Annotated in this window: 18 protein-coding genes and 1 pseudogene; 15 read left to right on the top strand and 4 right to left on the bottom strand. The window is 68.3% G+C overall.

Features of this window, described 5'->3' with window-relative positions:
- The first annotated feature begins 36 nt into the window (after positions 1 to 36).
- From B7G54_RS10890 to B7G54_RS10820, 15 genes and pseudogenes are all read left to right on the top strand, one after another.
- Positions 37 to 2,829, top strand: coding sequence for a TonB-dependent receptor (locus B7G54_RS10890; protein WP_085039103.1), 2,793 nt, complete (start codon positions 37 to 39; stop codon positions 2,827 to 2,829).
- 296 nt (positions 2,830 to 3,125) lie between these two features.
- Entirely contained in the window at positions 3,126 to 4,991 is a 1,866-nt protein-coding gene (locus tag B7G54_RS10885) for an extracellular solute-binding protein (protein ID WP_425266472.1), read from the top strand.
- A gap of 12 nt (positions 4,992 to 5,003) precedes the next feature.
- Positions 5,004 to 6,056 (top strand): microcin C ABC transporter permease YejB, encoded by a 1,053-nt coding sequence (locus B7G54_RS10880; protein ID WP_085039101.1) that lies wholly within the window; start codon positions 5,004 to 5,006, stop codon positions 6,054 to 6,056.
- Complete coding sequence (locus B7G54_RS10875) at positions 6,010 to 7,122, top strand: ABC transporter permease (protein ID WP_085039100.1); 1,113 nt, start codon at positions 6,010 to 6,012, stop codon at positions 7,120 to 7,122. The genes B7G54_RS10880 and B7G54_RS10875 overlap by 47 nt, the downstream gene beginning before the upstream one ends.
- The gene (locus B7G54_RS10870; RefSeq protein ID WP_085039099.1) at positions 7,122 to 8,765 is read left to right on the top strand and encodes an ABC transporter ATP-binding protein; all 1,644 of its coding nucleotides are present in this window, start codon (positions 7,122 to 7,124) and stop codon (positions 8,763 to 8,765) included. The genes B7G54_RS10875 and B7G54_RS10870 overlap by 1 nt, the downstream gene beginning before the upstream one ends.
- Positions 8,758 to 10,209, top strand: coding sequence for a TldD/PmbA family protein (locus tag B7G54_RS10865; protein WP_085039098.1), 1,452 nt, complete (start codon positions 8,758 to 8,760; stop codon positions 10,207 to 10,209). Before B7G54_RS10870 ends, B7G54_RS10865 begins: the two co-directional genes overlap by 8 nt.
- The gene (locus B7G54_RS10860) at positions 10,209 to 11,570 is read left to right on the top strand and encodes a TldD/PmbA family protein (RefSeq protein WP_085039097.1); all 1,362 of its coding nucleotides are present in this window, start codon (positions 10,209 to 10,211) and stop codon (positions 11,568 to 11,570) included. Before B7G54_RS10865 ends, B7G54_RS10860 begins: the two co-directional genes overlap by 1 nt.
- A 21-nt stretch (positions 11,571 to 11,591) precedes the next feature.
- Complete coding sequence (locus B7G54_RS10855) at positions 11,592 to 14,780, top strand: multidrug efflux RND transporter permease subunit (protein ID WP_085039096.1); 3,189 nt, start codon at positions 11,592 to 11,594, stop codon at positions 14,778 to 14,780.
- A gap of 260 nt (positions 14,781 to 15,040) precedes the next feature.
- A pseudogene (locus B7G54_RS10850) lies at positions 15,041 to 15,265 on the top strand (helix-turn-helix domain-containing protein); the annotation flags it as partial.
- A gap of 203 nt (positions 15,266 to 15,468) precedes the next feature.
- Positions 15,469 to 16,608, top strand: coding sequence for an acyl-CoA dehydrogenase family protein (locus B7G54_RS10845; RefSeq protein ID WP_085039095.1), 1,140 nt, complete (start codon positions 15,469 to 15,471; stop codon positions 16,606 to 16,608).
- Between the two features lie 49 nt (positions 16,609 to 16,657).
- Entirely contained in the window at positions 16,658 to 17,560 is a 903-nt protein-coding gene (locus B7G54_RS10840; protein WP_085039094.1) for an HpcH/HpaI aldolase/citrate lyase family protein, read from the top strand.
- A gap of 8 nt (positions 17,561 to 17,568) precedes the next feature.
- On the top strand, positions 17,569 to 18,222 hold the full coding sequence (locus B7G54_RS10835; protein ID WP_085039093.1) for a pyridoxine/pyridoxamine 5'-phosphate oxidase: 654 nt from the start codon (positions 17,569 to 17,571) through the stop codon (positions 18,220 to 18,222).
- A gap of 59 nt (positions 18,223 to 18,281) precedes the next feature.
- Positions 18,282 to 19,466, top strand: a complete 1,185-nt coding sequence (gene metC, locus B7G54_RS10830; protein ID WP_106408960.1) for a cystathionine beta-lyase — start codon at positions 18,282 to 18,284, stop codon at positions 19,464 to 19,466.
- Positions 19,460 to 20,104, top strand: coding sequence for a glutathione S-transferase family protein (locus tag B7G54_RS10825; RefSeq protein WP_085039091.1), 645 nt, complete (start codon positions 19,460 to 19,462; stop codon positions 20,102 to 20,104). Before metC ends, B7G54_RS10825 begins: the two co-directional genes overlap by 7 nt.
- Before the next feature lie 55 nt (positions 20,105 to 20,159).
- A complete protein-coding gene (locus B7G54_RS10820) occupies positions 20,160 to 20,942 on the top strand; it encodes a glutamine amidotransferase (RefSeq protein WP_085039090.1) in 783 nt (260 codons plus the stop codon).
- On the opposite strand, the gene B7G54_RS10815 is transcribed toward B7G54_RS10820, so the two are convergent.
- From B7G54_RS10815 to B7G54_RS10800, 4 genes are all read right to left on the bottom strand, one after another.
- Positions 20,865 to 21,599, bottom strand: a complete 735-nt coding sequence (locus B7G54_RS10815) for an autoinducer binding domain-containing protein (RefSeq protein ID WP_106408959.1) — start codon at positions 21,597 to 21,599, stop codon at positions 20,865 to 20,867. The two genes, B7G54_RS10820 and B7G54_RS10815, sit on opposite strands and share 78 nt — an antisense overlap.
- Before the next feature lie 86 nt (positions 21,600 to 21,685).
- A complete protein-coding gene (locus B7G54_RS10810) occupies positions 21,686 to 22,117 on the bottom strand; it encodes a hypothetical protein (RefSeq protein WP_085039202.1) in 432 nt (143 codons plus the stop codon).
- A gap of 59 nt (positions 22,118 to 22,176) precedes the next feature.
- Positions 22,177 to 23,715 (bottom strand): DHA2 family efflux MFS transporter permease subunit, encoded by a 1,539-nt coding sequence (locus B7G54_RS10805; RefSeq protein WP_085039088.1) that lies wholly within the window; start codon positions 23,713 to 23,715, stop codon positions 22,177 to 22,179.
- Positions 23,712 to 25,079: an HlyD/EmrA/EmrK family protein gene (locus B7G54_RS10800; protein WP_085039087.1), complete on the bottom strand. Its 1,368-nt coding sequence runs from the start codon at positions 25,077 to 25,079 to the stop codon at positions 23,712 to 23,714. The genes B7G54_RS10805 and B7G54_RS10800 overlap by 4 nt, the downstream gene beginning before the upstream one ends.
- Positions 25,080 to 25,088: the final 9 nt, after the last annotated feature.

Below are 25,088 nucleotides of genomic sequence, written 5' to 3'. Positions count from 1 at the left end.
GCAGGTGGGGTCTTACTACGAGCGAGAGGGAACAAGATGAAGCAGAGCGTTTTGGCGTTGGCCATCAAGAGGATAGTCTGGGCGGAACTGGCGCTGACGGCCGCACTGGCGCCGCCGGCGTTCGCCCAGAGCCAGCCGGCGCCGGGCGCCGTCGCGATCGCGGATGCGGTCGCGAGCGGCACGCCCGTGACCGTTGCACAGGCGGGCGGCACATCGGGTGCCGCCGCTGCCGCGAGCACCGCAGCGCCCGATGCGTCGGCCGGCGCGGCAGCCGAGGCGACGCCTGCCGTACCCGGTGCGGACGGGCAGGGCAAGGTCGCGCAGATCAAGCGGTTCGAAGTAACGGGTTCGCTGATCCGGCAGGCCGACAAGACCGGCTTCCAGCAGGTGCAGACGATCACGCCGAAGGAAATCCAGGCCAGCGGCGCGGTGACCGTCGCCGACTTCCTGCGCGACGCGGCAGCCAACTCGGCGAACAGCTGGGGCGAAGGGCAATCGGGCAACTTCGCGGCCGGCGCGGCCGGCATTGCACTGCGCGGCCTCTCGGAGAAGTACACGCTCGTGTTGGTCGACGGCCAGCGTGTCGCACCGTACGCATTCTTCTCGAACAGCGTCGATTCGTTCTTCGACCTCAACACGATCCCGCTCAACGACATCGAGCGGATCGAAATCGTGAAGACGGGCGCCGTGTCGCAGTACGGTTCGGACGCGATCGGCGGTGTCGTCAACATCATCACGAAACACAATTTCCGCGGCCTGCAGCTCGACGGCAGCCTCGGCAGCGCGATCAACGCCGGCAACGGCGACGGCACGATGAAGTTCGGCGTGCTCGGCGGCTTCGGCGACCTGAACGCCGACCGCTTCAACGTGACGGCCGCGCTCAGCTACTACAAGTCGAACGGCTTCACGCTGGCCGACCGTGACTCCACGCGCAACCAGGACTTCACGGGCAAGCCGGGCGGCTTCTCGCTGCTCGCGCCGTCCTACTGGAACATGCCCGACGGCAGTGCGCAGGCGCTGAACGGCGGCTGCCCGTTCGGTGGCTCGGTTCATCCGGCCGCGTCGAATTCGCTGTCGGCCGGGTTGCCGGGCACCATCTGCGGGTACAACACGGCGGAAAGCACGTCGATCCTGCCGATGACCGAGCGCCTGAACGCGAAGCTCCATGGTGACTTCAAGATCGACGACAAGACGACCGCATTCGCGGATTTCCTCGAGAGCTACAACACGACCACGACCAACGACGGCCTGTGGAACAACGTGATCGGCAACTCGCAGAACCCGGCGCTCGTCTGGAATCCGCAGACGAAGCTGCTGTCGCCGTTCAACTACACGGTACCGACCAGCAACCCGTACAACACGACGGGCGCGGCCACGCCGCTCACCTATGCGTTTCCGAACACGGTCGCGCAAAAGACCTGGGCCAACTACTGGCGGGCGGCCGCCGGCATCAAGGGCTCGTTCACGCTGCCGTACGGCGACTGGGACTGGGCGACGTCGGTCAGCCACTCGCAGAGCACGGTGTCGAACGTGTTCACGAACCAGCTGAACGTGAATGCGCTGAACAACATCTACCAGAACGGCACGCTGAATTTCGCGAACCCGGCCGCGACGCCGAACGCGTTCAACGGGCTGTTCCAGGAAGCGAACAACCTCGGCATCTCGAAGCTCGACACGATCGATGCGACGCTGTCGACGCCGAACCTGTTCCATCTGCCGGCCGGCGACGTCGGCATCGGCTTCGGCGCGCAGTTCACGCACCAGAGCGAAACGCTGACGCCGGGTTCCGAGTACCTGAGCGGGGCCGTCATCACACCGGACCTCGAGACAGTGGATGGCCAGCGCAACGTCGCGGCCATCTATTACCAGATCAACATACCGATCATCGAGAACCTGACGTTCAGCCAGGCAGGCCGCTACGATCACTACACCGACGTGGGCGGCGCTTTCTCGCCGCGCTTCGCGTTGCGGTACCAGCCGATCAAGGCGCTCACATTATATACGTCGTACAACCGCGGCTTCCGCGCGCCGACCTTCGTCGAGGACAGCAAGTCGCAGACGCTCGGCATCCAGGTCGATCCGACCACCGGCCAGAACTACACGTCGATCACCGTCGGCAACCCGAACCTCGCGCCGGAACGCACGCGCAACCTCAATATCGGCTTCCAGGTCTCGCCGAGCCGTTACACCGACCTCGGCTTCGACTGGTACAAGATCCGCATCGACAATGTGATCGGCCAGGGCAAGCCGTCGCAGGTCGTGACCGACCCGGCGACCGGCCAGCTGCTGTACAAGGTGATTCCGTACCAGAACCTCGGCTACCTCGACACGAACGGCTTCGAAGGCACGTTCCGCCAGGGCCTGCCGCTGAAGGGCTGGGGCACGATTACGCTGTCGGGCGACTGGGCTTACGTCAACAGCTACAAGATCGGCTTCCCGGGCGCCGCGCCGGTCAACGGCGCGGGCAACAACTTCACGATCACGCAGCCGTTCGGCGGCAGCTTCCCGCGCTGGCGCGGCAACACGACGCTGGACTGGAACTACCGGAAGTTCGATGCGGCGCTGACGTGGCAGTTCACGGGCCCGTACGCGCAGAACCTGATGCCCGAGCCGAGCAAGGTCGGGTCGTACAGCCAGTTCAACCTGATGGTGACGTACACGGGCTTCAAGAACTGGACGATCTACGGCGGCATCGACAACCTCTTCAACCGCACGCCGCCGTACGACCCGATCTTCGCGAACGGCACGCTGAGCCAGAGCGGGTACGACACGTCGGTGTATTCGTACATCGGCCGGTTCGCGCAGATCGGCGCGACGTACAAGTTCTGAGGGTGATCGCGACGCACTGAAGGGCTTTAGACCGGCCGCTCCACGTCCACTACCCCCATTTTGGAGCGGCCTTTTTTCGCCTGGTGCCACGCCGGCCCGCAACCGGGACGCGCAGCGGCGCAGCTTATCCAATCGTGAATAGTACGAATCATCCGCGGGACACGGCCGGCATGCGGCGTCCCGCACAGGCATCGACCGTGCGCCGGCATCGCGCCCGCACGCTTCCGGACAGACCGACCATGAGACTGTTGAATGGGCGACGGGCACGCGTGCCGCGCCACTCGCACCTGAAGCGCATGCACGCGCGAATGCGCGTTGCCATGCGTGCCGCGCTGCTCGCGTGCGCTGCGTGGCTCGTGTCGGGCGGTGTCATGCCGCAGGCCGCGCTCGCCGTGCCGGCGATCTCGCAATACGACCATCCGAAGTATCCGCCGGGCTTCACGCATTTCGATTACGCGAATGCGGATGCGCCGGACAGCGGCACGCTCGATTTCGAAAACTACGACGAAGCGCAGAGCTACGATTCGCTGAACCCGTTCCTCGTGCGCGGCGCGCCCGCACCGGACATCAAGAACCTGATGTTCGACACGCTGATGCAGCGCAGCTGGGACGAGCTCGCATCCGAATACGCGCTGATCGCCGACGACGTCGACGTCGCGCCCGACGGGCTGTCGGCGACGTTCCGCCTCAACCCGGCCGCACGCTTCTCGAACGGCGACCCGATCACCGCGGCCGACGTCAAATATTCGTTCGACACGCTGACGAGCCCGCAGGCCTCGCCGCTGTACAACGCGCAGTTCTCGATCATCCGGCGCGCGGTGATCGTCGACGGCCACACGGTGCGCTTCGAGTTCAAGCACGCGGAGCGCGACGCCGCACTGATCGCGGGCGACCTGCCGGTGTTCTCGCCGAAGTGGGGGCAGCGCCCGGACGGCACGCGACCGCCGTTCGACCAGATCGCGAACGTGCCGCCGATCGCGAGCGGCGCATACCTGATCGACCAGCGCAAGAACGACAAGCAGATCAGCTACGTGCGCAACCCGCATTACTGGGCGGCGAACCTGCCGTCGCGACGCGGCATGTTCCGCTTCGCGCACGTGTCGTTCAAGCTGTACCTGGACCAGTACACCGCGCTCGAGGCATTCAAGGCCGGCGACATCGACGCGCGCATGGAATACAGCGCGACGCAATGGGCGCGCAAGTACGTCGGCAAGAATTTTCGCAACGGCATGCTGAAGCGCGGCGAGTTTCCCGACGGCCCCGCGCAGATGCAGGGCTTCCTGATGAACATGCGCAGGCCGATGTTCCGGGACGTGCGGGTGCGGCACGCGCTCGCGCTGGCGTTCGATTTCGACTGGATGAGCCGGATGATGTTCTACGGGCAATACCGCCGGACCCACAGTTTCTGGGAGGCGAGCCCGTTCGCGGCATCCGGCATGCCGAGCGAGAAGGAGCTCGCGCTGCTCGAGCCGTTCCGCTCGACGCTGCCGCCCGAGGTGTTCGGCCCGATGGTCCAGCAGCCGTCGACGCTGCCGCCCGACTCGCTGCGCGCGAACCTGAAGCAGGCGCGCGACCTGCTCGCGCAGGCCGGCTGGCATTACCGAGACGGCGCGCTGCGCGACGCGAACGGCACGCCGATGACGATCGAGATCATCGACGACCAGCCCGGCATGGACCGCCTGATCCTGCCGTACACGCAGGCGCTCGCGATGCTCGGCATCCACGCATTCCTGCGCGAGATCGACAGCGCGGTCTACCTGAAGCGCCTCGACAACTTCGAGTACGACATGACGACGTACATCTACCTGCCGGTGACGATCCCGGGGGCGGAGCTGACGCGCCGCTTCGGCAGCGCGGCCGCGTCGCAGCCGGGCTCCGAGAACTATCCGGGCGTGAAGTCGAAGGCCGTCGATGCGCTGATCCGCGCGGCGCTCGCGGCCAACACGCTCGACGATCTCGAGACGGCCACGCACGCGCTCGATCGCGTGCTGATCAACTTGTACGCGCTGATCCCGCAGTACTACCTGCCGAATGCTCGGATCGCATACAAGGCGACGCTCGGCCACCCGTCGATCGTGCCGGACTCCTATCAGTACGAGGACTGGATCATCGACTACTGGTACGTGAAGCGGCCGGCGGCGAAACCCGCACCGGCTGCCTGAAGGGGAACGACGATGCTGGCATACATACTCAGGCGATTGCTGCTGATGATCCCGACGCTGATCGGGGTGGTGACGATCACGTTCGCGGTCACGCAGTTCGTGCCGGGCGGCCCGGTCGAACAGGTGCTCGCGCAGTTGCGCCACGGCAGCGCGCGCGGCGGGGAGGCGGGCGGCGGAGGCGGCGGCTACCACGGCAGCCAGGGCGTCGATCCGCAGCAGATCGAGCAGATCCGCAAGCAGTTCGGCTTCGACCGGCCGCCACTCGAGCGCTACGTGCTGATGCTGAAAAACTATGCGAGGTTCGATCTCGGCCAGTCCTATTTCGCGCACCGCAGCGTGTGGGCGGTGATCCGTTCGAAGCTGCCGGTGTCGATCACGCTCGGGATGTGGACGGTGATCCTCACGTACCTGGTATCGGTGCCGCTCGGCATCGCGAAGGCGGTGCGCAACGGGTCGCGGTTCGACACCGTGACGAGCGTGCTGGTGCTGGCCGGCTACGCGGTGCCGGGCTTCGTGCTCGGCGTGCTGCTGCTGATGCTGTTCGGCGGCGGCACGTTCTGGCAGGTGTTCCCGATGCGCGGGCTCACGTCGGACAACTTCGACGACCTGACGCTGTTCGGCAAGGCACTCGACTATCTGTGGCACATCGCGATGCCGGTGACGGCGTCGGTCATCGGCAATTTCGCGATCGTCACGATCCTGACGAAGAACACGTTCCTCGAGGAAATCGGCCGGCAGTACGTGCTGACCGCACGCGCGAAGGGCGCGCCGGAGCGCGACGTGCTGTGGAAGCACGTGCTGCGCAACGCGGCGATCCCGTTGCTCACCGGGCTGCCGGCCGCGTTCGTCGGCGCGTTCCTGAACGGCAACCTGCTGATCGAGACGCTGTTCTCGCTCGACGGCATGGGGCAACTGTCGTACGACTCGGTGATCCGCCGCGACTATCCGGTCGTACTCGGTTCGCTGTTCCTGTTCACGCTGATCGGCCTGCTGACCAAACTCATCGCGGATATCTGCTATGTCCTCGTCGACCCCCGTATCCAGTTCAACCGCCTGGACCACTGACCAGGCATGCGCCGCGTGCGCGGCCTCGCCGTCGCCGTGGCGGCGCACGTGGCAGCGCTTTCGCGCGCAGCCGCTCGGCTACTGGAGCCTCGTGATCTTCACGGCGCTGTTCGCGCTCAGCCTGGGCGCGGACCTGCTGTCGAACGACCGGCCGCTGATCGTGCGCTACGACGGACACTATTACTTTCCGATCGCGAAGGACTATCCGGAGACCGCGTTCGGCGGCGACTTTCCTGCGATGACGAACTACCTCGACCCGTACATCCGCACGAAGATCGAGTCGCACGGCAATTTCGCGATCTATCCGCCGAATCGCTATCGCTACGACACGATCGACTATTTCGCGTCGCGGCCGTATCCGGCGCCGCCGTCGTCGAACAACTGGCTCGGCACCGACCAGTTCGGGCGCGACGTGCTCGCGCGGCTGCTGTACGGGTTCCGGCTGTCGGTGCTGATGGCGTTCGCGCTGACCGTATCGGGCGTGCTGGTCGGCGTGCTGACGGGCGCGTTGCAAGGCTTCTACGGCGGCCGCACCGACCTGGTCGGGCAGCGCCTGATCGAGATCTGGAGCGCGCTGCCGGACCTGTACCTGCTGATCATCTTCGCGTCGATCTTCACGCCGTCGCTGTGGCTGCTGTTCATCCTGCTGTCGATGTTCGGCTGGCTCGTGCTGTCCGACTACGTACGCGCCGAATTCCTGCGCAACCGCGCGCTCGACTATGTGAAAGCGGCGCGCACGATGGGGCTGACGAACGCACAGATCATGTGGCGCCACGTGCTGCCGAACAGTCTCACGCCGGTGATCACGTTCCTGCCGTTCCGGATGAGCGCGGCGATCCTGTCGCTGACGAGCCTCGACTTCCTGGGCCTTGGCGTGCCGCCGCCGGCACCGAGCCTTGGCGAGCTGTTGCAGGAGGGCAAGAACAACCTGGATGCGTGGTGGATCTCGATCGCCGCGTTCGCGGCGCTGGTGGTGACGCTGCTGCTGCTCACGTTCATGGGCGATGCGCTGCGCAACGCGCTCGACACGCGCACGCGCGGCTCGGCATTCGGCGGGGGGCGGTGATGACGAGACCGTTGCTGCAGATCGACGGGTTTTCCGCGCATTTCGGCGCGAGCGCGGCCGTGCAGGACCTGAGCCTGTCGATCGGCCGTGGCGAGCGCGTGGCGCTCGTCGGCGAGTCGGGGTCGGGCAAGAGCGTGACCGCACTGTCGATCCTGCGGCTCGCGCAACAGGCGACGCTGTCGGGGCGGATGCTGTTCGACGGCGAGGATCTGCTCGCGAAGACCGAGCAGCAGATGCGCGGGATCCGCGGTGCCGATATCGCGATGGTGTTCCAGGAGCCGATGACGGCGCTCAATCCGCTCTATACGATCGGCAAGCAGATCGCCGAGAGCCTGCGGCTGCACGAGGGGCTGCGCCCGGGCGACGCGCGCGAGCGCGGGATCGCGCTGCTGCGGCGCACCGGGATTCCGGAGCCGGAGCGGCGCATCGACAGTTTCCCGCATCAGCTGTCGGGCGGGCAGCGGCAACGCGCGATGATCGCGATGGCGCTGGCGTGCCGGCCGCGGCTGCTGCTCGCGGACGAGCCGACGACCGCGCTCGACGTGACGGTGCGCCAGCAGATCGTCGACCTGCTGATCGAGCTGCAGGAGCAGGAGGCCGCCGCGCGGGGGATGGCCGTGCTGCTGATCACGCACGACCTGAACCTCGTGCGGCGCTTCGCGCAGCGCGTGGCCGTGATGGAGAAGGGCGTGCTGGTGGAGACCAGCACGACCGCCGCACTGTTCGCGGCGCCGCAGCATCCGTATACGCGCCGGCTGCTCGACAGTGCGCCGCAACGGGCGGTCGAGCCGGTTGCCGCGGGCGCGCAGACGATCCTCGACGTGCAGCATCTGGCCGTCGACTATCGCATCGCGGCAAAGGGCTGGCGTTCGGTGCTCGGCAAGACGACGTTCCGGGCCGTGCACGACGTGCAACTGAGCCTCAAACGTGGCGAGACGCTCGGGATCGTCGGCGAGTCGGGCTCGGGGAAATCGACGCTCGCGTCGGCGGTGCTCGGCCTGCAGCGGCCGGCGTCGGGCGGGATCGAGGTCGACGGCATGCCGCTGGCGTCGCTGCGCACGACGCAGGGCCGCCGCACGCTGTACGGGCGCATGCAGGTGGTGTTCCAGGATCCGTTCGGCTCGCTTTCGCCGCGCATGACGGTCGAGCAGATCGTCGGCGAAGGGCTGGGCGTGCACCGGCCGCAGGTGAGCGGCGACGCGCGGCGGGCGCGGATTGCCGCGCTGTTGCAGGAGGTCGGGCTGCCGGCCGAGGCGATGCTGCGCTATCCGCACGAGTTTTCCGGCGGGCAGCGGCAGCGGATCGCGATCGCGCGGGCGCTGGCGGTGGAGCCGGAACTGCTGGTGCTCGACGAGCCGACGAGCGCGCTCGACGTGTCGATCCAGAAGCAGGTGTTGAATCTGCTGACGAATCTGCAAAAGAAGTACAAACTCAGCTACCTGTTCATCACGCACGATCTGGCGGTGATGCGCGCGATGGCCCACCGGGTCATCGTGATGAAGGCGGGGCGCGTGGTCGAGGAAGGCGAGACGCTCGACGTGCTGCACGCGCCGTCCCATCCGTATACGCGGGCGCTGCTCGCGTCGTCCATGCTGGCGCCGGCGCGCGGCCCGCAGGAGAGGCAAGAGAGAACCGATGATTGACGAGAACCGGGCGCCGGGCGCCCGAGCCGTGCACGCGGCGCAGGCGTTGCGCAGCGATGCCGATTTCTGGTCGCTGCGCATCGTCGACGAGACGATCGACGAACATGCGGTGCGCAACGACGTCGCGCAGCCGTTCTCGCGCACGCGCGAGCGCGGCGCGATGCTGACGGCCTGGGCCGGCGCGGGCGCGGGTTATGCGGCGACGCCCGACTTGTCCCCGGCCGGGCTGCAGGCGGCGCTCGATATTGCAACCGCGCGGGCACGAGCAAGTGCGCCGTGGGCGCTGGTCGATCATCGCCAGGCCGCGCGTCCGCAGGCGAGCGGCACGTATGCATCGCCCGATGTCGACGCGGCGCTGCCGTCGCGCGCGGAATGGATCGAGCGTCTCGCGCACGAATGCGCGGCGGCGAACCTCGGCGCGCGCATCGTCGAGCGCGCGGCGAGCGTGATGATCGTGCACACCGAGCAGTGTTACGTGACGAGCGACGGGGTGCGGGTCGACCAGCGGTTCCGCTTCCTGATGCCCGAACTGCAGGCCGTCGCCCACGGCGATGGCGACACGCAGACGCGCTCGCTCGGTCAATCGGGCACGCTGGCGCAGGGCGGCATCGACGTGCTGGCGCGCTACGGCTTCGACGGCGCCGGCGCGCGCGTCGCCGACGAGGCGCTGCAGTTGCTCGCCGCGCCGAACTGCCCGACCGGCACGCGCGACCTGCTGCTGATGCCGGACCAGATGATGCTGCAGATCCACGAGTCGATCGGCCATCCGCTCGAACTCGACCGGATTCTCGGCGACGAGCGCAACTTCGCCGGATCGAGCTTCGTCAGGCCGGAGATGGTCGGCCATTACCAGTACGGCTCGCCGCTGCTGAACGTCACGTTCGATCCGGAGTCGGCTGCCGAAGCCGCGTCCTACGCGTTCGACGACGACGGCACGCCGGCGCGCAAGCAATACCTGATTCGGCATGGCGTGCTCGAACGGCTGCTCGGCGGGGCGCTGTCGCAGCAGCGCGCGGGCCTGCCGGGCGTTGCCAACTCGCGCGCGTCGAGCTGGAATCGCGCGCCGATCGACCGGATGGCGAACCTGAACGTCGAACCCGGCGACCAGTCGCTCGAGGCGCTGGTCGCGGGCACCGAGCACGGGATCCTGATGCGCACCAACACGTCCTGGTCGATCGACGACCACCGCAACAAATTCCAGTTCGGCTGCGAATTCGGGCAACTGATCGAGAACGGCCGGCTCACGCAGGTCGTCAAGCGCCCGAACTATCGCGGCATCTCCGCACAGTTCTGGCGCAGCCTGCGCGCGGTCGGCGATGCGAGCACGTTCGGCATCTACGGCACGCCTTACTGCGGGAAGGGCGAGCCCGCGCAGATCATCCGTGTCGGTCACGCCGCGCCGGCCTGCGTGTTCGCCGGCGTCGACGTATTCGGAGGGGCGTGATGACGGGATTCGATCCGATGGCACGCCGCGCCGGTATCGACTGGCACGCGCATTTCACCCGGCTCGCCGATGACGCGCAACGGCTGACGGCGCCGGCCGAAACCGTGCTGCTCGGCTTCTCCAACGAAACGTCCGACTTCATCCGCTTCAATGGCGGCAGGATCCGCCAGACCGGGCGCGTCACGCAGGGGCGGCTGTCCGTGCGGCTCGTCGATGGGGCGCGGCAAGCGCACTCGGCGCTGACCGTCTGCGGCGATCCGGCGGCCGACTTGCCCGAACTGGCGGCCGCGCTGGCCGTGCTGCGCGACGGCCTGCGCGATGCGCCGGACGACCCGCACCTGCTGTTCGATACCTCGTCGTGGCTGCAGGAAACGCGGCGTACCGGGCGCCTGCCGGATGCGGACGGGCTCGCGCGCATCGTCGCCGAATGTGCGCGCGGGCTCGACTTCGTCGGCTTTTACGCGGGCGGTACGCTGGCGCGCGGCTTTGCGTCGTCGACCGGCAGCCGCGGTTGGTACGAGGTCGAGAATTTTAACTTCAGCTGGTCGCTGTACGACCCGAGCGGGCGCGCGATCAAGACCGCCTATGCGGGCGACGACTGGAGCGATGCAGCGTTCGCGGCCCGGGTCGACGCGGCCGCCGCGCGGCTGCCCGTGCTCGGCCGCACGCCGAAGGCGCTTGCGCCCGGGCGCTACCGCGCGTATTTCGCGCCGGACGCCGTCCACGAAATGACGAGCCTGCTCGGCTGGAGCGGCTTTTCGGCGCGCGCGCTGGCGAGCGCCCGCAGCCCGCTGCATCGCCTGTACGCCGGTGAAGTCGCGCTCGATCCGCGCGTGTCGATCACCGAGGATTTCTCGCTGGGTATCGCGCCGGCGTTCAACGCAGACGGCTACCGGCGCGACAGCGTGCCGCTCGTCGTCGAAGGGCGGGGCGCCGGGCAACTCGTGTGCGCACGCACCGCGCGCGAGCACGGACGCGCGCCGAACGGTGCGGACAACGGCGAATCGCCGCAATCGCTGACGATCGCGGGCGGCACGCTCGCCGAGGCCGACGTGTTGGCCGCGCTCGATACCGGGCTCTACGTCGGCAACCTCTGGTACCTGAACTTCTCGGATCCGATCGCGTGCCGGATGACCGGGATGACGCGGTTCGCGACGTTCTGGGTCGAAGGCGGACGAATCGTCGCGCCGGTCGACGCGATGCGGTTCGACGACAGCGTCTACCGGCTGTTCGGGTCGGAGCTCGAGCAGCTCGGTGCGGCGCCTGCACTGCTCGCGAGCGACGACACGTACGGCGAGCGCGCCACCGGAGGCGCGCAGCTGCCGGGGCTGCTTGCGCGCTCGTTCGAACTCACGCTGTAGCGCATTCGCCGACACTCGCCGATGCCGTCGTTCTTCATCGACCGTCCCGTCTTTGCGTGGATCGTGGCGCTCGCGATCGTCGTCGCGGGCGTGCTGGCCATTCCGCAGCTGCCGATCGCGCAGTATCCGCGCCTGGCGCCGCCGCGGGTCGTGATCACCGCGTCGTACCCGGGCGCGTCGACCGAGACGGTCGATGCCGACGTCGGCAGCATCATCGAGGAAAGCCTCGACGGCGCCGACGGGCTGCTGTACTACGAGACGAGCAGCGACGGCCACGGCAACCTCGAGATCGACGTGACGTTTTCGCCGAGCACCGATCCGGACATCGCGCTCGTCGACGTCAACAACCGCTTGAAGCAGGTCGAGCCGCGGCTGCCGCAGCAGGTCGTCCAGCAGGGGATCGGCGTGTTCAAGGCGGCGAACACGTTCCTGATGCTCGTCACGCTGACATCGACCGACGGCACGCGGGATTCCGCGCAGCTCGGCGATTACCTGAACCGTTACGTACTGCGCGAACTGAAGCGTGCGCCGGGTGTCGGTGCGGCCGAGCTGTGGGATGCCGACGAGGCGCTGCGGGTCTGGCTCGATCCGGTCAAGTTGCGCGAATACGATCTCGGCGCCGATGACGTGATCTCGGCGATCAGCGCACAGAATGCGACGGTCACGGCCGGCGCGATCGGCGATGCGCCGTTCGTGCGCGGCCAGCAGCTCACCGCGACGGTCGTGGTCAAGGGCCAGCTCACGTCGCCCGAGGAGTTCGGCCGGATCGTGCTGAAGTCGAAACAGGACGGCTCGGTAGTGCGTGTGGCCGACGTCGCGCGCGTCGAGATCGGCCGCGACGACTATTCGTTCTATTCGCGGCTGAACGGCCGGCCCGCCGCGACGGTCGGCATCCAGCTCGGCCCGCGCGGCAACGCGCTCGAAACGTCGAACGCGATCCGCGCGCGGCTCGCCGAGCTGTCGCGGACGCTGCCGCCGGGCGTCGCGGTCGAGATTCCGTTCGACGGCGCGCGTTTCGTCAAGATCGCGATCCACGAAGTCCTGCTGACGCTCGTCGAGGCCGTCGTGCTGGTGTTCTGCGTGATGTGGCTGTTCCTGCGCGACCTGCGCTACACGCTGGTGCCGACCGTCGTGATTCCGGTCACGCTGATGGGCGCGTTCGTCGCGATGTGGGTGTTCGGGCTGTCGATCAACGTGTTCACGATGTTCGGCCTCGTGTTGGCGATCGGCATCCTGGTCGACGATGCGATCGTCGTCGTCGAGAGCGTGCACCGCGTGATGGAGGAGGGCGTGTCACCGCGCGATGCCACGCGCCGGGCCATGAAGCGGATCGGCGGGGCGATCGTCGGCGTGACCGCGGTGCTGACCGCCGTGTTCGTGCCGATGGCATTTTTCCCGGGCAGCGTCGGCGGCATTTACCGGCAGTTCGCAGTCGCGATGATCGCGTCGATGCTGGTGTCGTCGTTCATGGCGCTGTCGCTCACGCCCGCGCTGTGTGCGAACTTGCTGAAGCCGGTCGCGCGACACGATGGCGGCGCCAGCCGTGCGCGGCGTCGCGGCATCGGCGCGCGTCTGGCCGACCGGTTCGGTGCGGCCTTCGCGCGCGCCGAAACCGGTTATCGCCGCGTTGCCGTGTTTGCCGTGCGCCGCACCGGCATGGTCGTGGCCGTCTATGCGGCGCTCGTGATCGGATGCGGGCTGCTGTACTGGATGATGCCGGGCGGCTTCCTGCCGACCGAGGACCAGGGGCAATTGCAGGTGATGATCCAGTTGCCGGCCGGCGCCACGCAGGCGCGCACGCTCGCGGTCGTCGAGCGGGTGGAGGCGATCCTGCACGGCGAGCCGGCGATTGCGAACGTGACGAGCGTGATCGGCTGGAGTTTCGCGGGCAGCGGGCAGAACGTCGGGATGGCGTTCGTGGAACTGAAGGACTGGGCGCAGCGCGACGTCGACGCGATGGCGTTGCGCGACCGGCTCAACGGGCGGTTCGGCGCGATCCTCGACGGCGACGTCGAGGCGGCGCTACCGCCTTCGGTGCGCGGCATTGGGCATTCCGACGGCTTCACGTTCCGGCTCGAGGATCGCGGCGGGGTCGGGCTCGACGCGTTGAAAGCGGCGCGCGAGCAGCTTGCCGAACGTGCGAAGGCGGATCCTTTGCTCTCCGCCGTGCATTTCGAGGACCTGCCGGACGCGCCGCGCATCGAACTCGATGTCGATCGCGCGAAGGCGTATGCGCTCGGCGTGCCGTTCGAGCGGATCGCGGGGCTGCTGGGCGGCACGTTCGGCTCGAACTACATCAACGACTTTCCGGCGTCGGGCCGGATGCGGCGGGTGATCATCGAGGCCGATCCGGTCGCACGCGCAACCGATGCGCAACTGATGGCGCTGACCGTACCGAACCGCACGGGCGACATGGTGCCGCTGTCGGCCATCGCCGCGCCGCACTGGACGATCGGGCCGGTGATGCTGAACCGGTACAACGGCTATCCGTCGCTCGACATCAGCGGCCGGGCGGCGACCGGCACCAGTTCCGGCGCGGCGATGGCGGAGATGGAGCGGCTTGCCGGTGCGCTGCCGGCCGGGATCGGCTTCGACTGGGTCGATGCGGCGCGCGAGGAGCAGGTCGCCGCGCGGCAGACGCCGCTGCTGGTCGGGATGTCGGTGCTCGCGGTCTTCATGGCGCTGGCTGCGCTGTACGAAAGCTGGACGATTCCGCTGTCCGTGCTGACGATCGTGCCGCTCGGCATGATCGGCGCGATCGCGGCGGCGCTCGCGCGCGGCATGCCGAACGACGTGTACTTCAAGGTCGGGATGATCACCGTGGTCGGGCTGGCGGCGAAGAACGCGATCCTGATCGTGCAGTACGCGCGCGACCTGGCCGGGCACGGCGTGCCGTTGCGGCAGGCGGTGGTCGACGCGGCCGCGGCGCGATTCCGGCCGATCGTGATGACGTCGATGGCGTTCCTGCTCGGCGTCGTGCCGCTCATGCTGGCGACGGGCGCGGGCGCGGAAAGCCGGCGGTCGATCGGCACGGGCGCGTTCGGAGGCGTGCTGGCGGCGACGGTGTTCGGGCTTGTGTTCGCGCCGGTGGCGTTTCGGGTCGTGGCGTCGGTTGGGCGACGCGGACGGCGTGTGTCGGTGACGAGATGGACCAAGACAGTACAAGACGATCTGCCTGCTGATCCGAGCGGCACGCATCGCTCGCCATGAGGCCGCAACCCGGCATCATCATCATGCCGCTAGTCTAGTTGGACACGGCGACAAGAAAAGCCTGCCGAACTGGGAAGCGAGGCAGGTCAAAATTCACGGGCCGATCGTCTGCGGGCGAAATATCGTATTTGACATAATCAACATTATCGACAGTTTGTGTTGTAGTAGCTTTTTAGAAATGTCGTGTTCTAGCCATTTAGAAATGTCGTGTTTGGACCTCGGTAAGCTTGCCGGCTCCCGGTCAGATCATGGAGTCGGCGATGTACCGAACGGCACTGGTGACATTGAACATGCGAGAACTCGACCGTCTGAAGGTGATCCAGGCTGTGGTGGATATGGGCTTGAAGCCCGGCCGTGCAGCCGAACGACTCGGGCTGACGACGCGGCAGATCCGGCGACTGGTCGGCCGCTTGCGTGATCACGGGCCGCAAGGTCTCGTGTCGCAACGGCGCGCGAAGCCCAGCAACAACCGATTGGATAGCATGACGGCCTGACCACGAGCGCCCGCGATGCGTGCAACCGGCCGCACCCCGCGAGGCTCCGCCACCACCCCACCCGCCCCCGCCGCGACACGTCACCCGGCAACTACCACTACTGCCAGTACCTCCCCCGTCCATGCCCCCGTACTCTTGTCGGCATCGCTGGCGCGCCGTCCGAGGCCGCGCCGCTTCGACCGGAGACACGACAGATGCCATTTGACTGGACGCAGGAACAGCATGCGACGCTCGCGCGCTTTCGCGACATCGGCACGGAGATCGCCGCCGCGGAGCGCGACGCCCGCGCGCCTGCCGGATTCGATGAAGCCGGCTGGGCCCGGCTTGGTCAGGAAGGACTGTGGGACATGATCGTGCCGGAGACGTACGGCGGCGACGGCCACGGCTGGTGGCACTTTTCTGCGGCGCTCGAGGGGCTCGCATCGTCGATCCGCCGTCCGGCGCTGCTGCTGTCGGTGATCGCGCAGGCCGGCATGGTGCGCGCGCTCGAACGTTACGGCACGGCAAGCCAGCAGGACCGCTATTTCGGCGCGATCCTGCGCGGCGAACTGAGCGCGACGGCGATCGCCGAACCGGGCACCGGCACCGACGTGCGCAGCATTGCGACGAAACTGGTCGAGCACGGCGACGGCTATCGGCTGACCGGCAGCAAATTCAACATCGCGCACGCGCCGCTCGCGCGCTTCATCCTCGTCGTCACGCGCATCGAGACGCCCGGCCGACGCAATACCGCGCTCGTGATCGTCGATCGCGACCAGCCGGGCATGACGGTCGCCGAGCCCGACCGCAAGCTCGGCCTCGACGACCTGCCGACCGGCGCGCTGCATTTCGACGACTGCCCGATCACGCGTGGCCAGCTGCTGGGCGAACCGGGCGCCGGGCTCGGCAACCTGATCGACATCATTTCGCTCGGCCGCCTCTATTACGGCCTCGTCGCCGCGCAGGTGACGGCGCCGTATCTGCGCGACGCGATCGGCTATTGCCGCGACCGGCGCAGCTTCGACAGCACGATCGACGCGCACCAGTACGTGCAGGGCCGTCTCGTCGACCTGCAGATCGGCATCGAGCGCGGCACGTGGCTCGCGCGCGGCGCGCTCGCGCAGTTGCTGACGGACCACCCGCAAGCGCTGATGACCTGCTCGATCGCGAAGCTGGTCGGCGCGCAGGATCTCGTCGACGGCGCGCTCGGCCTCGTGCGGCTGTACGGCAGTCTCGGCTACCAGGCCGGGCCGGTGGCCGCATTCGCGTCGGACGCATTGGGCTTCATGAGCGTCGGCGGCACCGAGGAAATGCATCGCAAGAACATCTTCAACCAGATGATGCGCGCCGGCTGAACGCCCGCGCCATCGATACGCGCACCACGCGCCTTACAGGAATCCACGCATGACAACGACCCACCGACGCCCCTCCCGCCTGCGCCGCTCCTGGCTGTTCCTCGCCGGCGCCGATCACGATGCGCTCGTCGACGGCGCCGCGAGCGGTGCGGACGTTTTGATCCAGGAACTCGAAACCTTTACGCCGCCGGACCGGCGTCCGGCCGCGCGCGAACTCAGCGAGCGCGTGCTCGCGGGCTGGCGCGATGCCGGCATCCTCGCGTCCGTGCGCGTGAACCCGCTCGATGCGGGCGGCATCGACGACCTGCGCGCCGCGATGCGCGGCCGGCCGGACATCGTGATGATGTCGTACGTCTCGACGCCCGAGCAGGTCGTCGCGCTCGACGAAGCCGTCACGCGTTTCGAGCGCGAATACGATATCGCGCCCGGCTCGACCGAACTGGTGCCGAACGTCGAGACGACGCTCGGGCTCGTGAACACGATGGCGATTGCACGTTCGAGCCCGCGCGTGTCGGCCGTGCTCGTCGCGACCGAGGACATGGTGGCCGACATGGGCGCCGAACGCACCCGCGCGGGCCGCGAGCTCGACTACGTGCGATCGCGCTTTCGCGTCGAATGCGCGGCGGTCGGCGTTACCGCGATCGACTGCCCGTACAGCTATGCCGACAACGAAGGCGCGGAGCTCGACATGCGCGTGTCGCGCGGCCTGGGATACCAGGCCAAGGCGATCGTCAACGCGCAGTTCGTGCCGGTCGTCAATCGCGTGCTGACGCCGACGGCCGACGAAGTCGCCCTCGCCCGCCGCGTGATCGGCGCGTTCGACACCGCACGGCGCGAGTCCGGTGGCCGCCGCGTGGCCGCGGCCGTCGTCGACGGTTTCCTCGCGGAAGTCCCCGACTATCTCGCCGCGCATCGTCTGATCGCCCGCGCGACGCAATTCGGCATCGCCTGAGGCCCGCCATGGATACGATCGCAACGCGCCTGAAGGCGCTGAAAACCCTCGCACATGCAGCGCCGCACGTACCGGCAGAGGACTGGCCCGACACGCCGCAAGCGCAATTCGAACGCTGGCTCGACGAGGCCGTTACCGCGGGCGCCGTCGAACCGCAGGTGATGACGCTGTCGACAGTCCGCCCGGACGGACGGCCCGATGCACGCTCTGTCGTACTGCTGAACGTCGACGCGCGCGGCTGGCATTTTGCGGCGAGCGCGCGCAGCCCCAAGGGGCGCCAGATCGAAAACCAGCCGTTCGCCGCGCTGACGTTCTATTGGCCGGCGATCGCGAGCCAGGTCCGCCTGAGCGGCCCGGTCGAGCGGCTGCCGGCCGCCGAAGGCCGCGCGGATTTCGCGGGCCGCCCCGAGCGCTCGCGCGCGAGCATCCTGGCAGGCCGGCAAAGCGAACGGCTCGACGATCCCGCCGACCTGACCCGCGCGATCGACGCGCAGCTCGCGCGGCTGGGCGCCGACCCGGCCCTCGTGTCGGACGACTGGCATCTGTACGCGCTCGCGCCGGACGAAGCCGAATTCTGGCGTGCCGACAGCGCGCGCCGCTTCGCGCGGCAGGCGTACCGCCGTGCCGGTCAGCGCTGGGAACGGTGCGCGCTATGGCCTTGAAGTCAGCCGCACATCCGTCGCAATCGGGCGGCACCCTGCATGACCGAATCGACGGCCGGATGCACGAAGACACGCGGCTCATGCACGCGGGCCGCGACAGCGCGGCCTGGCACGGCTTTGTCAATCCGCCCGTCTACCACGCGTCGACCGTGCTCAGCCCGACGGTGTCCGATCTGCTGAACCGCACGCAGCCGTATATCTACGGCCGCCGCGGCACGCCGACGACCGACGCGCTCGAGCGCGCGGTGACGAGCCTCGAAGGCGGCGCCGGTGCGGTGCTGTGTCCGTCGGGGCTGTCCGCGTGCACGCTCGCGCTGCTGTCGTGCCTGAAGCCCGGCGATCACCTGCTGATGACCGCATCGGTCTACGGCCCGGTGCGCCATGCGTGCGAAGGCGTGCTCGCGCGGCTCGGCGTCGAGACGACCTGGTACGACGGCAGCACGCCTGTCGCGGCCGCATTCCGGGCGAACACGCGCGCGCTGTACGTCGAAGTGCCGGGCTCCTACACGTTCGACATGCACGATATCCCCGCGCTGGTCCGGCTCGCGCAGGCGCACGGCGCGCTGGTCGTCGCGGACAACAGCTGGGCCACGCCGCTCTTCTTTCAGCCGCACGCATTCGGCATCGACCTGTCGATCCAGGCCGGCACCAAGTATCTGGTCGGGCATTCCGACGCGATGCTCGGCACCGTATCGGCCAGCGAACGCGCATGGCCCGCGTTGAAGCAACTGCACGGCGATCTCGGGCTGTGCGCGGGCCCCGACGACGTCTATCTCGCGCTGCGCGGGTTGCGCACGCTCGGTGTGCGGCTGCGGCAGCACCAGCGCAATGCGCTTGCGGTCGCGACCTGGCTTGCAACGCGCCCCGAAGTGCAGCGCGTGCTGTATCCGGCGCTGCCCGGCGACGACGGACATGCACTGTGGCGCCGCGATTTTCGGGGGGCGTCGGGTTTGTTCTCGATCGTGCTGCAGCCGGCGCCGCCGCACGCGGTCGAAGCGTTTCTCGACCATCTCGCGCTGTTCGGGCTCGGCTATTCGTGGGGCGGCTACGAGAGCCTCGCGCTGCCGTTCGAGCTGGACGCGCACGGCCTCGCGACACGCTGGCCGGCTGACAGCCGTGGCGTGCGCGTGCATATCGGCCTCGAGGATCCGGACGACCTGATCGCCGATCTCGCGGCCGGACTCGATCGCTATGCGGCGTGCGCGCAGCAGGCCGTCGCTTGCGAGGATGCCGTGCGATGCTGACCGTCTGGGGCCGCCGCACGTCGTTCAACGTGCAGAAGGTGTTGTGGCTGATCGGCGAGCTGGGCGTGCCTTACCGGCACATCGCGGCCGGCGGCGAACACGGTTCGCTGCAGACGCCCGCGTTCGCGGCGCTGAATCCGACCTGCCGGATTCCGGTGATCGACTGGGACGGCGACATCGTGTGGGAGTCGCATACGATCCTGCGCTATCTCGCGGCGCGCGTGCCGAACAATCCGTTCTGGTGCCGCGACGCGTTCGCCCGCTCGCGCGCGGAGCGCTGGATGGACTGGTCGCAGACCGCGCTCGAACCCGACGTGATGACCGGGCTGTTCTGGGCGCTCGTGCGAACGCCGCCGGAGCGGCGCGACGATGCGCTCGTGCGCGACAAGGCCGCGCGCAGCGCGACGCACTTCACGCTGCTCGACCGGCTGCTGTCGACGCAGCCGTTCCTCGGCGGTGCGACGCCGGGCCTGGCCGACATTCCGGCCGGCGCGACGCTGTTCCGCTATTTCTCGCTCGACGTCGAGCGGCCGCCGTTGCCGCACGTCGAGGCCTGGTACGCCCGCCTGTGCCGACGGCCCGCGTATCGCGAACAGGTGATGGTGTCGTTCGACGCGTTGCGTGGCCAGCCGGGCTGACTTCCTGCGTGACGACCCTCACGACCGCACCACTTCACGACCCTATCGACACGACATGACGCACTCCGCCCTTCGTCCGATCCTGATCGTCCTGCATCGCGAACAGTCGAGCCCTGGCCGGATCGGCCGGCTGCTTGCCGCCCGCGGCCATCCGCTCGACATTCGCCGCCCACCGCTCGGCGATCCGTTGCCGGCGACGCTGGCCGACCATGCGGGCGCCGTGGTGTTCGGCGGCCCGATGAGCGCCAACGACGGCGAGCGCTGGATTCAGGACGAGATCGACTGGATCGGCGTGCCGCTGCGCGAGGCCGCGCCCTTTCTCGGTGTCTGCCTCGGTGCGCAGATGATGATCCGCCACCTGGGCGGCCGCGTGAGCGCGCATCGGGACGGACGCGCGGAAATCGGCTATTGGCCGATCGCCGCGACGCCCGCCGGCCGGCGGCTCGGGTCGTGGCCGTCGCATGTCTACCAGTGGCATCGCGAGGGCTTCGAGCGTGTCGCCGGGCTCGAGATCCTCGCGACCGGCGAGCACTTCGAGAACCAGGCCGTCCGCTACGGGCCGCGCGCGTATGGCGTCCAGTTCCATCCGGAAGTGAGCTATCCGATGATGCGTCGCTGGAGCACGGCCGCCGCGCACAAGCTGTCGGCGCCCGGTGCGCAGGACCTCGCGACGCAGGCACGCGAAGGCCGGCGGCACGACCGCGCGACGGCCGCGTGGCTCAGCGCGTTTCTCGACCGCTGGCTCGACGATGCACCCGCATCAGGTCGGCACCGTCACGTCGGAGATGCTGATCAACCCCCACTCGACTGCACGCAGCACGGCTTCATGCCGACGTGACACGTTGAACTTGCGGCGGATGTTCATGAAGTGGAAATTGATGCACGACTCGGTCACGTTCAGGATGTGGCCGATTTCCCACGACGTCTTGCCGGCCGCGTGCCAGCGCAGGCATTCGACTTCCCGCCGGCTGAGCCGCGGCACGCTGTCGGGTGGCGCATGGCAACGTGTGCCGGCGATCGCTTCGCACGCGACGTCGCGCAGCAGCGTCAGCGCCGCGAGATGACGGTCGCAGTGCTCGCGCGTGGCGGCAAGCTCGTCCGTGCTCGCGCACAACAGCATGCCGACCTCCCCCTTCGCGCCGCGCACCGGTAGCACGACGCCGCTGCGCATGCCGTACGCGGCCGCCGCTTCGTAACACGGCCGCTGCTCCGGCAGCGCGAACAGTGCGTCGTCCCAGACGAGCGGCAGCGCCGAACGGAAGCAATGCCGCAGCATCGGATCGACGCGGTCGAACTGGCGTTGCCGATACAACGCCGTCCAGCCGGGCACACCGCTGCTCCATTTGCGCGCGAGATCGAACGACGCGCCGGTAAACGGCAACACGATCAGCACGACCTTGTCGAACCCCATTCCGGCGGCCGCGTCGGTCATTCTCTGCCATGACGCGTCCGTGTCGCCGGGTACCAACCATTTCAAACATTCCAGTCCATTCATACAAGCCACCCCGTTCATTTAGTTGGAATCTGCATTCAGGCGGACTTGCGCAACCGGTTCGAGACGTTGCGCGCGAACGGGCCGCGCTAGACCGCCTCAGCCAGGCGTCGCCGGCCGGCCTGCTTCGCGTCGTCGAGCGAAGCCGTCACGTCGAACGGAATGCCGAACGCCTTTTCGATGCCGGACGCGTTCGCGATGGCCGCTTCACGCTCGGTTGGGTCCGGTTCGATCGTGATGAGCGCACGGCAGACGGCGGCGAGCGCGGCGCGGTTCTGCTTGAGCCACATGCCGCGTTCCTTGCGGTCGTCGTGCGCTTCGTCCGGGCGAGCCGGCGGAAAGATCATGACAAACGGCTCGCCGTGCCGCATCAGCGCGTGCATGTCGTCGAGCCAGCGCTGCGCGTAGCCGGTGGACGCGATCGCGTCGTTGCGCACGACGACGAACGGAAATTCCGTGACGTCGAACACGGCGAGCGCCGCCAGGTCGGGCGGCATGGCGCCAGCGTGGTGGGTAGGCATCGGGTCAATCTCCATCGAATTGAACAGCATGGGTCGGAACGGGCCGCGCAGCACCCGCATCATCGTTTCGCGGCGGCGCCGGGGCCGAACGGCGGACGGGCGAGCCAGACCACCGCGATCACGGCGAGATACACGCAGCCGAGCGCGAACGAAACGTCGTTGAACGAGATCTGGTACGCCTGCGCGTCGACCAGGTTGCCCAGCAGCGTCGCCGCGCGTTGCGGATCGCCGCCGCCGAGCCGCGCGACTTCGGCCCGCACGGCCGGATCGAACGCGCTCACGTGCTCGCTGAGCTGCGCGTGGTGCAGGATCGCGCGCCGGTCCCACAGGAACGACGTGATCGACACGGCGAAGCTCGCGCCGAGCGTGCGCAGGAAAGTGGACAGGCCGGAGCCGGCGGCGATCTCGTCCGGCTTCAGGTCGGACAGCAGGATGCTGTTGATCGGCATGATGAACAGCGCGAGGCCGAGGCCCTGCAGCAGCTGGATCAGCGCGATATGCGTGAAGTCGATGTCGGGCACGAAGCCCGCGCGCAGGAACGACGACGTGCCGAGGATCGCGAATGCGCAGCACACGAGCACGCGCATGTTGAAGCGCGGCGCGTACTTGCCCATGAACGGCGTCATCAGCACCGGGATCACGCCCATCGGTGCGACGGCGAGCCCGGCCCAGAACGACGTGTAGCCGAGCGTGCGCTGCAGCCACTGCGGCACGATCACGTTGACCGCGAAGAACGCCGAATACGCGAGCACGAGCGTCAGTGTGCCGGCCGCGAAGTTGCGATGCGCGAAGAGCCGCAGGTTCACGATCGGATTCGGCTCGTTGAGCTCCCAGATCAGGAACAGCGCGATGCCGAACGCGGCGACCACCGACATCACGACGATGAACGTCGAGTTGAACCAGTCGGCTTCGTTGCCCTTGTCGAGCACGATCTGAAGCGCACCGACGCCGACGATCAGCGCGGCGAGGCCGACATAGTCGACGCGTGCGGCAACGGTCGTCTCGACGCGTGCACGCATTTGCGCGAACACGCACATCGCGGCGAATACGCCGATCGGCAGATTGATCAGGAACGCCCAGCGCCACGAGTAATGCTCGGTGACCCAGCCGCCGAACACAGGCCCCGCGATCGGCGCGACGACGGTGACCATCGCGATCATCGACAGCGCGAAGCCGCGCCGCTGCGGCGGGTAGATCGACAACATCAGTGCCTGCGTGGTCGGGATCATCGGCCCGGCCACCAGGCCCTGCAGCGCGCGGAACGCGACGAGCTGCGGCAGGTTTTGCGCAAGGCCGCACAGGAGCGACGCGAACGTGAACGCGAGCGTCGCCCACACGAACAGCCGCACCTGCCCGATGCGCTTGACGAGAAACCCGGTCAGCGGCAGCGCGATCGCATTGCTGACCGAGAACGTCGTCACGACCCACGCGCTCTGCGTCGTGCTCACGCCGAAGTTGCCGGCGATGGTCGGCAACGACACGTTCGCGACGGTGCCGTCGAGCACCTGCATGAAAACCGCGAGCGCGAGGCCGAAGGTCGTCAGCCCGACACTCGACGGACGAAAGCCGCTGTCGGCGGCCGCCATCGGGCCGCTCATCGCACCGCCTCCGCACGCACTGCCGCCGGCAGGTTCGCATGGATGACATCGGCGATCAGGCTGTCGGCACGCGCGAGCTCGTCACGGTACACGTCGGTGCGGAATACCGGCGCGCGCTGCTCGCGATGCGACAGCATCGCGCCGCTGCGGTCGTGCTGGTCGACGCGTGCGTGCATCGACAGGCCGATGCGCAGCGGATGCGCGTCGAGCTGCGCCGGATCCGTCAGTTCGATGCGGACCGGCAGCCGCTGCACGATCTTGATCCAGTTGCCCGTTGCGTTCTGTGCGGGCAGCAGCGAGAACGCGCTGCCGGTGCCGACGCCGAGGCTCTGCACGCGGCCGGTATAGCGCACCGCGTCGCCGTACAGGTCGGCGGTCAGTTCGACCGGCTGCCCGATACGCATGTGTTCGAGCTGCTTCTCGGTGAAGTTCGCGTCGACCCACAGCTCGCGCAACGGCACGACCGCCAGCAGCGGCACGCCGGGCGACACGCGCTGCCCGACCTGTACCGTCCGCTTCGCGACATAGCCGGTGACGGGCGTGACGACGTCGGTGCGGGCATGCGCGAGGTAGGCGGCCCGCAGCCGTTCGGCTGCGGCCTGCACGTCCGGGTGCGAGGCGACTGCGGTGTCGTCGATCAGCGCCTTGCTTGTCTGGTGCTGCTCGCTCAACGTCGCGAGCGCGCTTTGCGCGGCCGCGTACGCGCTTTGCGCGGACGTCAGCGTGTCGCGTGCATGCGCGAGTTCCTCGCGTGAAATCGCGCCGGAGCGGCCGAGATCCTCGCGACGGCTGTAGTCGGCCTTCGCCTTGTCGAGCGCGGTGCGTCGCGTGTCGAGTTCGGCGCGTGCGCCGTCGATGCTGTTCGCCAGCCCGCGCTCGTTGCTGTACAGGCCGCGCACCTTGCGGACCGTTGCGGCGAGATCGGCCTGCGCGGTCGCGAGCGTGATCTGCGCATCGCTCGGGTCGAGACGGACGAGCGGCGTGCCGGCGCGGACGAGATTGCCGTCGTCCGCGTCGATCGACACGACGGTGCCCGTTACCTGCGGCGTCAGCTCGACGACGTTGCCTTGCGCGTACGCGTTGTCGGTGGATTCGTACCAGCGTCCGACGATCACGTACCAGATGCCCCAGCCGATGATGCCGAGCGCGAACACGGCGACGAGCGCGCGCACCAGATGCTTGCGCCGCGCGGGCGGTGGCGGCGTCGCGGGCGCGGCGCCGCCCGGCGCCGGTTGCGTGCGGGCGTCCGGCCCGCCTGGCGCGCGCGGCGCAGCGGTGTGGTCGGCCGCCGGCTGCTGGCGGGCGCTGGCGGGATCGGCGGCGGCCGGCCGCGCGGGAGTCTGCAGGGAGTTGTCGCTGCTCATGGTTCGATA

The sequence above is a fragment of the Burkholderia puraquae genome (assembly GCF_002099195.1).
In the GTDB taxonomy this organism is placed as follows: Bacteria; Pseudomonadota; Gammaproteobacteria; order Burkholderiales; family Burkholderiaceae; genus Burkholderia; species Burkholderia puraquae.
This window is presented reverse-complemented; position numbering and strand designations above follow the sequence as displayed.

Excerpts from the sequence above, each read along its gene's own strand:
- B7G54_RS10890 (WP_085039103.1), top strand. The coding sequence starts at position 37 with ATGAAGCAGAGCGTTTTGGCGTTGGCCATCAAGAGGATAGTCTGGGCG.
- B7G54_RS10885 (WP_425266472.1), top strand. The coding sequence starts at position 3,126 with ATGCACGCGCGAATGCGCGTTGCCATGCGTGCCGCGCTGCTCGCGTGC.
- B7G54_RS10880 (WP_085039101.1), top strand. The coding sequence starts at position 5,004 with ATGCTGGCATACATACTCAGGCGATTGCTGCTGATGATCCCGACGCTG.
- B7G54_RS10875 (WP_085039100.1), top strand. The coding sequence starts at position 6,010 with ATGTCCTCGTCGACCCCCGTATCCAGTTCAACCGCCTGGACCACTGAC.
- B7G54_RS10870 (WP_085039099.1), top strand. The coding sequence starts at position 7,122 with ATGACGAGACCGTTGCTGCAGATCGACGGGTTTTCCGCGCATTTCGGC.
- B7G54_RS10865 (WP_085039098.1), top strand. The coding sequence starts at position 8,758 with ATGATTGACGAGAACCGGGCGCCGGGCGCCCGAGCCGTGCACGCGGCG.
- B7G54_RS10860 (WP_085039097.1), top strand. The coding sequence starts at position 10,209 with ATGACGGGATTCGATCCGATGGCACGCCGCGCCGGTATCGACTGGCAC.
- B7G54_RS10855 (WP_085039096.1), top strand. The coding sequence starts at position 11,592 with ATGCCGTCGTTCTTCATCGACCGTCCCGTCTTTGCGTGGATCGTGGCG.
- B7G54_RS10845 (WP_085039095.1), top strand. The coding sequence starts at position 15,469 with ATGCCATTTGACTGGACGCAGGAACAGCATGCGACGCTCGCGCGCTTT.
- B7G54_RS10840 (WP_085039094.1), top strand. The coding sequence starts at position 16,658 with ATGACAACGACCCACCGACGCCCCTCCCGCCTGCGCCGCTCCTGGCTG.
- B7G54_RS10835 (WP_085039093.1), top strand. The coding sequence starts at position 17,569 with ATGGATACGATCGCAACGCGCCTGAAGGCGCTGAAAACCCTCGCACAT.
- metC (WP_106408960.1), top strand. The coding sequence starts at position 18,282 with ATGCACGAAGACACGCGGCTCATGCACGCGGGCCGCGACAGCGCGGCC.
- B7G54_RS10825 (WP_085039091.1), top strand. The coding sequence starts at position 19,460 with ATGCTGACCGTCTGGGGCCGCCGCACGTCGTTCAACGTGCAGAAGGTG.
- B7G54_RS10820 (WP_085039090.1), top strand. The coding sequence starts at position 20,160 with ATGACGCACTCCGCCCTTCGTCCGATCCTGATCGTCCTGCATCGCGAA.
- B7G54_RS10815 (WP_106408959.1), bottom strand. The coding sequence starts at position 21,599 with ATGAATGGACTGGAATGTTTGAAATGGTTGGTACCCGGCGACACGGAC.
- B7G54_RS10810 (WP_085039202.1), bottom strand. The coding sequence starts at position 22,117 with ATGCCTACCCACCACGCTGGCGCCATGCCGCCCGACCTGGCGGCGCTC.
- B7G54_RS10805 (WP_085039088.1), bottom strand. The coding sequence starts at position 23,715 with ATGAGCGGCCCGATGGCGGCCGCCGACAGCGGCTTTCGTCCGTCGAGT.
- B7G54_RS10800 (WP_085039087.1), bottom strand. The coding sequence starts at position 25,079 with ATGAGCAGCGACAACTCCCTGCAGACTCCCGCGCGGCCGGCCGCCGCC.